The following is a 12,252-nucleotide window of genomic DNA, read 5'->3' as shown; positions in this document are numbered from 1 at the left end:
GGCCTAAACTACTCGCAACAAGCCCTTTTTTTGCACAGGATGGGCGATTCGTGCTATAAAGTGCAAGTAAATCTCCCTATTTTTAATTGGTGTTTGAGTTATGGATCAGAAGGATTATTACGAAATTCTCGGTGTTAGTCGCGGCGCTGATGAATCTGAAATCAAGAAAGCTTATCGCAGATTAGCGATGAAATATCATCCCGACCGTAACTCGAACGATAAAGAGGCCGAGGAAAAGTTTAAAGAAGTCCAAAAAGCTTACGGGGTATTGTCTGATCCCCAAAAACGTGCGGCTTATGATCGTTTTGGTCATGCTGGCGTCGACCCTTCGATGGGTGGCGGTGCTGGTGGTTTTGGTGGGTTCGGCGGTTTTGGGGATGTGTTTGAAGACATCTTTGAAAATATTTTCTCAGGCGGCCGCGGCCAAGGGCGTCAATCCAGAGGCCAACGGGGTGCTGATCTACAATTTAATGTGAGCTTGACATTAGAGGAAGCAGCGCTAGGTAAGCAAATTGAGATCACAGTTCCACGCCATGCCAGTTGCGAAGTTTGCAATGGTTCTGGCGCTAAAAAAGGATCTCAGCCAAAAACATGTGAAACCTGTAATGGCGTCGGTCAAATCAGAATCCAGCAAGGCTTTTTCTCAATCCAACAAACTTGCCCAAGCTGCCATGGTGAAGGTCATGTTATCACTGATCCTTGCAGTAATTGCCATGGCCAAGGCCGTGTTAGGGAAAGTAAAAAATTAACCGTTAAAATACCGGCCGGTGTGGATAATGGGGATCGTGTACGCTTAGCAGGTGAAGGTGAAGCAGGTATTTATGGTGGAGGTCCTGGTGATCTCTATGTCCAAATTAATGTGAAACCTCATGCTATTTTTGAGCGCCATGAGAATGATCTTCACTGTGAAGTGCCAATCAGTTTCACTACAGCTGCCCTGGGTGGTTCTATCGAAGTACCTACCCTGGAGGGTAGGGTAACCCTAAAAATTCCTAGTGAAACTCAAACTGGGAAGGTTTTTCGTTTGCGCGGCAAGGGGATGAAGTCAGTTCGCGGTTATGCAACAGGTGATTTGTTGTGCAAAGCGGTCGTTGAGACACCGGTAAATTTATCGCGTGAGCAGAAAGAATTATTAACCCAGTTACAAGATTCATTAGCAACGAGTAAAAGCCATTCCCCTCGCTCAAGTTCTTGGTTTGATGGGGTTAAAAAATTTTTTGAGGATATGAAGTTTTGATGGTGCCTATATTTTGTAACTGATATCCGGGTTCCATCCCAAGCCACTGTTAAAGTTTTTGACCAAAACAGTAGAAATATCCACAAAGCCTGCGGTACAATCGGCTATTTTGCTTTGCACGGGCAAAAAATGAATACTATTTCTGATTAAGAGCCATGTATGTTTAATAAACCAGCAATATTAGTTCTTGCCGATGATACGGTTTTGCACGGAATCTCTGTTGGTGCTAATGGTGATTGTGTAGGGGAATTAGTATTTAATACCTCCATGACCGGTTACCAAGAAATGTTGACCGATCCATCTTATGCCAAACAAATTATTACCCTCACGACAGCCCATGTTGGAAATACTGGTTGTAATCCAGACGATATGGAGTCCTCACGAATTTGGGCGGCGGGTTTGGTCATGCGTGAGTGTTCACTACTGCCCAGCAATTATCGTTCGCAGCAATCTCTTCCGGATTGGTTAAAAAAGCACGGTGTTGTTGCAATTTCAGGATTAGATACGCGCCAATTAACTATTCGTTTACGCGAGCACGGAGCTATTGCCGCGTGCATTAGTACGAATGTTCAACATCCTGAGCTTGCCTTAGAAAAAGCCCGCGCTTTTACAGGAATGGAGGGGAGCGATTTAGCCTGTGAAGTCTCACGGCAAACAATCGAGCGTTGGCATTCAGGCCGAGCTGAGTGGGGACCTCCTTCTATACCACCACAGTTTCATGTGGTGGCTTACGATTTTGGGGTTAAGCACAATATTTTACGGATATTGCATGATAAGGGATGCCACGTCACATTAGTCCCCGCCCAAACAACCGCTCAAGAAGCGTTAGCGCTTAATCCGAATGGTATTTTCTTATCAAATGGTCCTGGCGATCCTTTAGCCTGTGATTATGCGATAAAAGCAACAAAAGAATTTTTAGAAGAGGGTATTCCCCTATTCGGTATTTGTTTAGGGTTTCAAATACTTGCTTTAGCTTGCGGCGGCAAATCATTAAAAATGAAATTTGGCCATCATGGATCGAATCACCCAGTCGTGGAGGTGAAAGAACCAAAACGTGTATTCATAACGAGCCAAAATCATGGTTTTGCAATTGACGAAGCTTCATTGCCTGAGGTTTTGGAAGTCACTTATCGCTCATTATTCGACCAAAGTCTGCAGGGAATTAGGCATAGACATAAGCCTGCTTTGGGTTTTCAGGGACATCCTGAAGCAAGTCCTGGCCCTCATGACATCGACATACTATTTGATGAATTTATTATGATGATGAGTTAATTAAACAGGCTTGAATAAATTGTTTAACTAGGCAGTATTGTTTCTGATATTTCAAGGTTGAAATAAGTCAATAACTATAAGAGGAAATAGCGTGAGTGATTTTCATGTTTTTACGTCAGAATCAGTTTCTGAAGGACATCCCGATAAGATAGCCGATCAAATTTCAGATGCTATCCTGGATGCAATTTTAGCTAAAGACCCTAAAGCCCGTGTAGCCTGTGAGACATTTGTGAAAACAGGTATGGTATTAGTGGGTGGAGAGATCACGACTTCTGCATGGGTCGATGTTGAAGCCATTACGCGCGAGGTCATTAAAGACATTGGTTATGACAGCTCAGAAATGGGTTTTGACTGGGCATCATGTGCGGTATTGTCGGCAATCGGAAAACAATCCCCTGATATTGCCCGCGGTGTTGATAATCAAGAGACAAAAATTCTTGGCGCAGGGGATCAGGGCCTAATGTTTGGTTACGCCAGTCGTGAAACCGACGTATTCATGCCAGCTCCTATCGCGTATTCACACCGATTAATGGAAAGACAAGCTAAGTTGCGCAAAGGCAAGCAATTAGATTGGCTTCGGCCGGATGCAAAATGCCAGCTGACATTGAAATATGTGGATGGCAAACCAGTGGCTGTGGACACGATTGTCTTCTCAACACAACATTCACCGGAAATCAGCCATAAAGATCTTGTTGAAGCAGTGCGTGAAGAAATCATTAAACCCGTTTTGCCTTCGGAATGGCTATTACCTAAAACCCGTTTTTTCATTAACCCAACTGGACGCTTCGTCATAGGTGGGCCTCTTGGCGATTGTGGTTTGACCGGGCGTAAAATTATTGTTGATACTTATGGTGGTATGGCCCGCCATGGAGGCGGATGTTTTTCAGGGAAGGATCCGTCTAAGGTCGATCGTTCTGCAGCTTATGCTGCTCGCTATGTCGCTAAAAATATTGTCGCTGCGGGTATTGCTGATAAATGCGAAATACAGGTTTCTTACGCAATCGGCATAGCCGAGCCGACTTCCATTAGTGTGGATACATTTGGTACCGGAAATTTACCCAACAATGTTATTATTGATTTGATCAATACCCATTTTGATTTGACACCACAAGGTATTATTGATCATCACGAATTATTACGCCCCATTTACCGCAAAACTGCTGTGTATGGGCACTATGGCCGAGATAATTTTCCTTGGGAACGCTTAGATAAAGCTGAAATTCTATCAAAAGCATTATAGGCCTAGTTTAGACACATGAGGATAATCAATGAAACAGGATTCTGTTATAGCAAAAAATCAGGCAAAGCAAGATTTTAAGGTCGCTGACTTATCGCTTGCTGCATGGGGACGTAAGGAAATTGCGATTGCCGAAACTGAAATGCCGGGGTTAATGGCTCTACGCCAGGAATTTGCCAATAAAAAACCACTCAAAGGCGCTCGTATTGCCGGATGTCTGCATATGACGATTCAAACGGCGGTATTAATTGAGACTTTACTGGCACTTGGAGCCGAAGTCAGATGGTCTTCTTGTAATATCTTTTCAACACAAGATCACGCTGCTGCAGCAATTGCTGAAGCCGGTGTTCCTGTTTTTGCCTGGAAGGGTGAAACAGAGGAAGAATATTGGTGGTGTGTCGAACAAACTGTAAATGGTCCCGATGGTTGGACTCCCAATTTACTTCTGGATGATGGTGGGGATTTAACCCAAGTTATTCACGAAAAATACCCGAGAATACTGGCGGAAATCAAAGGAGTTTCCGAAGAAACAACAACGGGTGTTGCTAGGCTTTATGAAATGGCGAGAAAAGGGCAATTAGGAATCCCGGCAATCAACGTGAATAATTCGGTCACTAAATCCAAATTTGATAATTTATATGGATGCCGAGAATCTCTCTTAGATGGGTTAAAGCGTGCCACGGATGTCATGATTGCAGGGAAAATTGCGCTCATCCTTGGTTATGGCGATGTTGGCAAGGGGTGTGCACAAGCCTTACGCGGCCAAGGAGCAACCGTGTGGGTGAGCGAAATCGATCCCATCTGCGCGCTACAAGCAGCAATGGAAGGTTACAGAGTAGTTACTTTAGATGATGTTGCTGAGCAGGTGGATATTGTTGTTACTGCAACGGGTAATTATCATGTTGTGCGTCACGAACACATGTTGCGTATGCGTAATCAAGCCATTTTATGCAATATAGGTCACTTTGATTCCGAGATTGATATCCAAAGTCTACGTAAATATACCTGGGAGAACATTAAACCACAGGTGGATCACGTAATTTTCCCGGATGGTAAGCGTATCATCATTCTTGCCGAAGGCCGTTTGGTTAACTTAGGCTGTGCTACTGGACATCCAAGTTTTGTAATGTCTACTTCTTTCACTAACCAAGTCCTGGCACAGATTGAATTGTTTCAAAATGGACAAAATTACGAAAAGCAAGTATACATTTTGCCCAAGCATCTTGACGAACGAGTTGCGCGCTTGCATTTAGCTCGTATTGGTGCAAAATTAACGCAACTTACTGAAGAGCAAGCCGCATATATTGGTGTTCGGATCGAAGGACCATACAAGCCCGATCATTATCGTTACTAGAAGTTGACTAGGTTCCGTTTGGTCAAAGAGTTAAATAAGATTTAGGTGTTTGGTTAAACGGTTTGGTCAAACGGAGGATTATTCGTAATAGCAGCTGTCTTTGGAAAATCAATTTAATTCAGGGCAGCTGTTATTACGGATCTCACCTTGTCCGGTCAGTGGCGTGAACCCCACAAAAAGACTACCGACGTCCTTTAATAAAATAGGTACGCATTTTACCTTTTCCTTTTACTTCAATCTCATCCCTTTCTTCAATGATAAACTGCTCTTCAAGCAGTAAAGCCATTTTTTCGGTGATCTGAATTTCTCCCGGAATATTGGTTGCTTCCATACGGCTTGCTGTGTTGACCACATCCCCCCAAACATCGTAGATGATTTTCCTGTGTCCAATCACTCCTGCTATCACTGCTCCACAAGTCATCCCAATGCGGACTTGTAATTCTATCTTATAAAGTTGAGCAAACTCTTTCGCTTTATCCCTAATAGCGAGTGCAAAATCAGCGATGCGAAAAGCATGATCTGCGGTGGGTTCAGGAATTCCTGCAGCAGCCATGTAAGAATCACCAATTGTTTTAATCTTTTCGACACCATATTTTTGCGCTAGATCATCAAACTCGTCAAAGAGATGTCCTAGAATATCAAACATCTTGCTAGTACCCATTTTAACCATCAAGGCTGTAAAACCGACGATGTCACAGAAAAGAACACTGGCTTGCGGGTACTCATCAGCAATAATTTTTTCACCTTTTTTGAGTCGTTCTGCAACCGCAGAAGGGAGGATATTTAGAAGAAGCAGTTCATTTTCTTTGGCAGTCCTTGAAATCCTATGTAATGCTTTACTGATTGAAATTAACATAAAAATAGTGGACAGCACGGCAAGAATAATGGCAATAGAAATGACTTGAGTAATTTCGCGCGAAAGCTGCTCATTTCTTTTTGTGGTCCTATCAATTACTTCTTCTATAAACGACTGTATGGGTGCCATAATTTTTGATTTTGCTTCCATGTATTCCTTGCCAAAAACCAAATTGATCGCAAGGTTTTTATCAGGTGCTCCATGGAGGGTATATTTACCAGTCCCATCATCAAACTTACCTTGCGCAGCATTCATTGCTTTGATTTCAATTTTAGTAAGCTCATTACTCAATTCTTGTGCTTGCCTTAATAGATCAAATTCTTGGAGAGAAAAACCGCGATCGATCATCATCTGGACTAATGATTTGGGTTTTCCGAATGGTCTCGGCCTTTTATCGTCCACCACTAGATCCCAGTAGACGGTATCGTAGTCTTGAGGACGCGGACTCGTACCATTACGTATGGAAAGAATTTCATTATAATGATTAAGGTACGTCTTATCCCCTGTTACCACGTATAGACGTACCATTTTTGTCAAATCGTCTGATGATGTTCTGAGTTCCTGGGCAATTCGATAAGATTCATACCGTTCGTTACTGCTTTCAACTTGGAGAGCAGAGAGATATTTCAACCATAACAGGCAACCAAGCAAAGCAATAACAAGGAAAATTAATCCAATGAAGAAAAAAACCAATAAGTAATCTTGCTTGAAATGAAAACGGCGCATCATTTTTCCTTAGATATAATGAAGCGGTAATCGTATTTTTCTACCTATTATGCGTAAATATAATTAACATTAGGCGAACCACATTATTAATTTTAGATTTATTTTGAGGATATTCAATTTATTAAAATTTTTATGTGTACCGAGTTAGGTGGGGTGTCAATTTGTAAGCAGCGGGACAAGTTTGTTTGCCCGAAGGGTTAAAATGGATCGTTAGCGTTCAATGCCTATTCACAGAACAGCTTTACTTGGTGCATATGCCTTTATGCAGCATTATTTTCGTGCAAACCTGCCTCAAAATGACCATACCCTTCGTTCAAGCATACTTTGAATGATAATAAATCCATCAGCCGATCATCTCTGGCACATGTTTAGCTGCCCATTTAGCAAAAAGCTTGGATACTTTAATGCTGGCATATTCAGAAATGTGGACATCGTCTCTCATGAGCGGCATGCCATTGCGTACCATTGAACATTTTCCATTACTACAAAACAAATCGTTTTGATCAAAGAAGATTACTTGTGGATTTGATTTTGCAAAATATTCCCTAAGCGGTTTAAAAAGAGTTTTAATTTCTTCTCGCTGTGCAGCGTTGAATTCACATTTTGCTGGAGGAGTAGAGCTAAAGGGTCTGGGAAAACATTTTTGAATGTTTGTAGTAAATGAAAGAGGCCTCATGAAGATGATGACTTTCAGGTGATTTTTCTCTAAAAAATCAACTCTTCTTTTTAAACGTAAAATATAGTCTGAATCGCTGACACTTCCACCTAAACTTAAGATAGCATATTTCAGTGAATCCGCATTTTTTTCTATGATGTGGTTTATCAATTCTTGTTGATGAAGTTGACGATCACCTGAGCAAGGTGAGCGAGTGTAATTTTTTGTTAATTTTGATTGATCTACTTCGGCAGGGTCGCAAGTGCCAATGGAAAGGATATTGTATTTTGAAAAGACACTGTTTTGAGAAAGTCCTGCATAGAGTTGGTTAGCTAGGCTATCACCCAATAATATTAGGTTAGGTTTTTCATCTTTGGTTAGCATGCAAAACCACCAAGTGTAATCCTTAGCCTCGGCAAAAGGAAAACGCTTTAGGCAGGTGTCATTTTGTGTATATTTCCATAGGGGTCCTACAAATTGGGAATAGGCTTTTTCAGTATTCTTCACGAGTGGTCGAGTTAAAAAACCATTTTGTTTATAGCAGTAAAAACCAATCAATCCTACCATTACCATCGACATAAAAAGGGCTATAACGATCTTCTTCTGTCCATGTCGGCGGATCGGTTTTTCAATTAGTTCGAAAGTTAACCAGGCTAGTATAATAGAAACCAGAACTATGAAAAGTCGAATTTTAGGTGAAGGAACTTGACTCTCCACGATGCGCGCAAAAGATAAAAGGGGCCAGTGCCAGAGGTATAAAGGAAAACTGATTAACCCAAACCATACTAATATTTTATTCGAAAGGATCTTGCGATTTAACCAAGTATTCGGGCCTGCTGAAATAATTAAAACCGCGCCACTACATGGTAATAATGCCCACCATCCCGGAAAAGCGCGCTCTTTTATGATAAACAAAATACCAAGGATAATTAAAATTCCACCAAAAGCTGAGCGCATGTTGGGAGAAATCAGAAGATTGGCATTAAGGGTTTGGGCGATAGGTTTTTTGAGTTTCAGGTTAAGTTTGTTTAAAACGGCCCAATATTTTTGAGGATAAAGGGTAAGATAGGCTAAAAGAGAACCAAGCAATAATTCCCAAAAACGAGTTTGCGGGGCATAAAACGCCCCAATCACATCGTGATGCACTCTGCCTACATTTAATGCAAATGAAATAAAACAGACAGCAATTACGAGCGATAAGATACTCATTTTTCGCTTCCACGCGAAATACAGCAATAATGGCCAAATGATATAAAATTGTTCCTCAATACCGAGGGACCAAAGATGCAATAACGGTTTTGTTTCAGCTGAATTATCAAAGTAACCGCTTTCAGTCCACAAGGTAATATTAGAAATAAAGCTTGCGCCACTGAAAATATGTTTGCCCAATTGCCTGTATTCATTTGCAAACAAGGCAAACCAGCCTAATAAATAACAGGTGAGTAAAACGAGCAAAAGGGCGGGGAAGATACGTCTTATGCGCCGACTGTAAAATTCCGTAATTTTAAAGTTATTTTGCTCTAAACTGCCGAAAATGATTGATGAAATTAGAAAGCCCGAAATGACAAAAAAAATATCGACCCCAATAAATCCGCCTTTAAGTAAACTTGGGAAGGCGTGAAAGCCGACGACCGAGAGAACTGCTATTGCACGTAATCCGTCAATGTCTGGACGATATTTTGGATGAGATGAAACCATTTATGAATCCAATAGAGTGGTTTGTAAGTGTTCGGCTCCTGCTTAAGGAATGGCCTTGTTCGGAGCGGAATGATTTAGTCTAGCTGCATTATCTCTTCAATTGAGGGAATTTTCAATTAGGATGAAAATTGAACAAAATGAACCGCTTGGGGTTAAGACAATGAAGCAGGGGCCATCGAACTTTCGTTTGCTGTGAGCTTGATGCGCTTTCTTGAGATCGCTAAATAAGCAAGCGGAACAATGTATAAAGAAAAAAACGTTCCAACCATCATGCCACTCATAATAACTAGTCCTAATTGCTGTCGGCTTTCCCCCCCGGCTCCGGATGCTAAAGCTAAAGGCAGGGCACCTAGGATCATGGCGAGGGTGGTCATTAAAATAGGACGTAAACGGATGCGTGCACTTTTTATAATGGCTTCTCGTTTGTTGCACCCTAACTTAATTTGATGATTAGCAAACTCAGTGATCATAATCCCATGTTTAGTGATAAGGCCAATTAACGTAACCATACCAATATTGGTATAAATGGATAAATTTTCCCCGAACAAATAAAGTGCAGATATCGCACCAACTAGGCACAAGGGGACGCTGAAAAGGACGATTAGGGGATCAATAAAACTTTCAAATTGGGCAGCAAGTACAAGATAGATGAACAATAAGGCTAGTAAGAAAGCATATAAGCTATTGTTCGATGATTCGATATAGTCTTTAACCGCCCCAATAAAGCGATATTGAATATCATCAGGGAGTTTTTCTTTTAAAAGCGTTTTGACGTCTTTAATGACTTCATTAAGTCGGGCACCTGGTGTTAATTCTGCACTGATGTTGGCTGCGCGCATACGATTTAAGTGGGGGAGGCTGTCAGGCCCTATCGTGTTTTTAATTTGAATGAGAGTAGACAGTGGAATCATGCGACCCCGGCCGCTTTCAACATAAAGCTTATTTAGCACGGATACATCACGCCGATCGGCTTGTTGAAGTTGTAATATGACTTTATAGGACTGGCCATCGAAATTGTAATTGACAGGATTGCTTCCGCCAAGCATCGTTGAAAGTAGTTCAGCGACATCTGCCAAATTGACGTCTAAATCAGCAGCTAATTGACGATCAATTTCAATATCCACCTGCTCGCTATCAAGGGCTAAATTATTTTTGACATGCCTTAAACGCGGATCATCTGATAACGCTTTTACGATCTCACTGCTGATATCATTTAACTTGAGGTAAGAGCTGTTTCCTAAAAGCGCTACACTGAACTGACTATTAGTGCCTCCTCGGTGGCCAAAGGGGTTAGGGCTAACAGGAAAGACGCTAACACCGGTAATTCTTTGCATCTTATCACTCAGTTCATTGCTGATTTCTTTTTGTGAACGATGACGTTTGTCCCACGGAACGAGTTTTAATAAAGTGAATGCTGAATTAGGCTTTACTGAGGTAAGATAAGCGGCTTTTTCGGGGATGGTTTCATAGATGGCCTCAAGTTCGCGGCTATACTGATCCGTGTAATTGGTGCTCGAGTTAGTGGGTGAGGAAATTGGACCCATGATATAGGATTGATCCTCGATGGGCGCAAGTTCTGCACCCAAATGAAAGTAGCAAAAAAGACCTAGTAAACAAGAGAATAACAATAGAATGGATAACCGCCTTGGGTGATTAAGAGCAAAATTTAGACTTTGCTGATAACGGGAGCTTAATTTATCAAATTGTTGATCTAACCAACGGCTATAGCGCCCGTCTTCATGCTTGAGTAATTTTGAGCACATCATTGGTGATAAGCTGAGGGCGACAATTCCTGAGATAACGACGCTTAGAGCCAGGGTGGTACCAAACTGGAGGAATAATTTTCCTGTAAAACCAGCAACAAATCCCATAGGGGCATAAACTGCGGCCAAAGTGATTGTCATTGCTAAGACTACAAAAACAATTTCATTGGATCCTTTGATTGCCGCTTGCACAGGACTTAGCCCTGCTTGCATATGACGATGGCAGTTTTCAAGGACGACAATGGCATCATCAACCACAAGCCCAATGGCCAAAACCATTGCCAAAAGGGTTAGGGTATTCAGTTCAAATCCTAGTAGGTACATAGGCCAAAAAGCGCTTACCAGGCAGATAGGAATTGTGATGATGGGAATAATGGCTGCGCGTAGATTCCCTAGAAAAAGAAAAACCACCAGGCCGACAAACAAAACTGCTTCTACAAAAGTTTTATAGACCTCGTGAATGGATTGTTGAATGTAGCGGGTAGAATCAAAAACAAATTGAATATTAAAACCAGGAGGAAGATTTTGGCTCAAAGAATCAATTGTTTTATGAACTGCTGCAGCAACCTCAACTGGATTAGCTGTTGATTGGGCAAGTATAGCGAGGCCAACAGCTGGTTTTCCGTTAATACGCAGTAAGTTATCTTCATTTTCACTACCGACCGTGATTCGAGCAATCTCGGCTAAGCGGATGAGTTGATTGTTGCGGTGGGCGATCACTAAATCTGAGAAGTGTTTCGCATCTTGCAAGCGCGCGTGAGTAACGACAGTGTAGTAGCGGTTAGTACTTTTAATTTGACCGCTTGGAACATCGATGTTTTGCTGCATAAGCGCATTTTTTACCTCTGCAACGGTGACTTGATGAGCAGCCATCCTTACGGGATCTAGAGCAATTTTAACCGCATAGTCACGTCCACCATGAAAAATGACTTCTCCAACTCCTTTGATTTCTTGCAAGACTGGTTTGATATTACGAGTGACGAAATCAGTGATTTCAAGGGGTGTTTTTGATTTATCGTTAAAACCAATAACGGCTACCGGATTGGCATCGGCATCATTTTTACTGACAGTCGGAGGATGGCTGTCTTTGGGTAATTTTGCTTGAAGGGCAGAAAGCTTATTACGAATATCGTTGACTGCTTCATTGATATCGATACCGAGTTGGAAATCAATGTTGATTCGGCTCTTGCCGAGAAGGCTCGTTGAGCGCAGTGTGTCAATCCCTGAGATGCCAGAGATCGCGTTTTCTATAGGGATGGTGATCTCTTTTTCTACTAATTCGGGGCTTGCTCCATCAAAGTCGGTAGCAACATGGACAACCGGCTTATCGATGTTAGGCAGGTGCCTAAGCGGTAATTTACCAAAGTTAATTAAACCAGCAATGACTAAAATGAGCGTAAGAACAACCGTGAACACAGGACGTTTGATACATCGTTCCGGAAAATTAACCATGA

Annotated in this window: 7 protein-coding genes; 4 read left to right on the top strand and 3 right to left on the bottom strand. The window is 41.8% G+C overall.

Features of this window, described 5'->3' with window-relative positions; translation table 11 throughout:
* The first annotated feature begins 100 nt into the window (after positions 1 to 100).
* From dnaJ to ahcY, 4 genes are all read left to right on the top strand, one after another.
* Positions 101 to 1,237 carry a molecular chaperone DnaJ gene (gene dnaJ, locus LMI_RS12395; RefSeq protein ID WP_045100075.1) on the top strand — a complete coding sequence of 379 codons (1,137 nt, stop codon included), beginning with the start codon at positions 101 to 103 and terminating at the stop codon, positions 1,235 to 1,237.
* A gap of 159 nt (positions 1,238 to 1,396) precedes the next feature.
* Complete coding sequence (carA, locus tag LMI_RS12390; RefSeq protein WP_045100074.1) at positions 1,397 to 2,509, top strand: glutamine-hydrolyzing carbamoyl-phosphate synthase small subunit; 1,113 nt, start codon at positions 1,397 to 1,399, stop codon at positions 2,507 to 2,509.
* A gap of 91 nt (positions 2,510 to 2,600) precedes the next feature.
* Entirely contained in the window at positions 2,601 to 3,749 is a 1,149-nt protein-coding gene (metK, locus tag LMI_RS12385) for a methionine adenosyltransferase (RefSeq protein ID WP_045100073.1), read from the top strand.
* 28 nt (positions 3,750 to 3,777) lie between these two features.
* The gene (ahcY, locus tag LMI_RS12380) at positions 3,778 to 5,100 is read left to right on the top strand and encodes an adenosylhomocysteinase (protein WP_045100072.1); all 1,323 of its coding nucleotides are present in this window, start codon (positions 3,778 to 3,780) and stop codon (positions 5,098 to 5,100) included.
* A 181-nt stretch (positions 5,101 to 5,281) separates the two neighbouring features.
* On the opposite strand, the gene LMI_RS12375 is transcribed toward ahcY, so the two are convergent.
* From LMI_RS12375 to LMI_RS12365, 3 genes are all read right to left on the bottom strand, one after another.
* The gene (locus LMI_RS12375; protein WP_045100071.1) at positions 5,282 to 6,685 is read right to left on the bottom strand and encodes an adenylate/guanylate cyclase domain-containing protein; all 1,404 of its coding nucleotides are present in this window, start codon (positions 6,683 to 6,685) and stop codon (positions 5,282 to 5,284) included.
* A 340-nt stretch (positions 6,686 to 7,025) separates the two neighbouring features.
* Positions 7,026 to 9,035, bottom strand: coding sequence for an acyltransferase family protein (locus tag LMI_RS12370; protein ID WP_045100070.1), 2,010 nt, complete (start codon positions 9,033 to 9,035; stop codon positions 7,026 to 7,028).
* A gap of 152 nt (positions 9,036 to 9,187) precedes the next feature.
* Positions 9,188 to 12,250 carry an efflux RND transporter permease subunit gene (locus LMI_RS12365; RefSeq protein WP_045100069.1) on the bottom strand — a complete coding sequence of 1,021 codons (3,063 nt, stop codon included), beginning with the start codon at positions 12,248 to 12,250 and terminating at the stop codon, positions 9,188 to 9,190.
* Positions 12,251 to 12,252 lie beyond the last annotated feature (2 nt).

Origin of the sequence: Legionella micdadei (assembly GCF_000953635.1) — a bacterium.
Taxonomy (GTDB): Bacteria; Pseudomonadota; Gammaproteobacteria; order Legionellales; family Legionellaceae; genus Tatlockia; species Tatlockia micdadei.
This window is presented reverse-complemented; position numbering and strand designations above follow the sequence as displayed.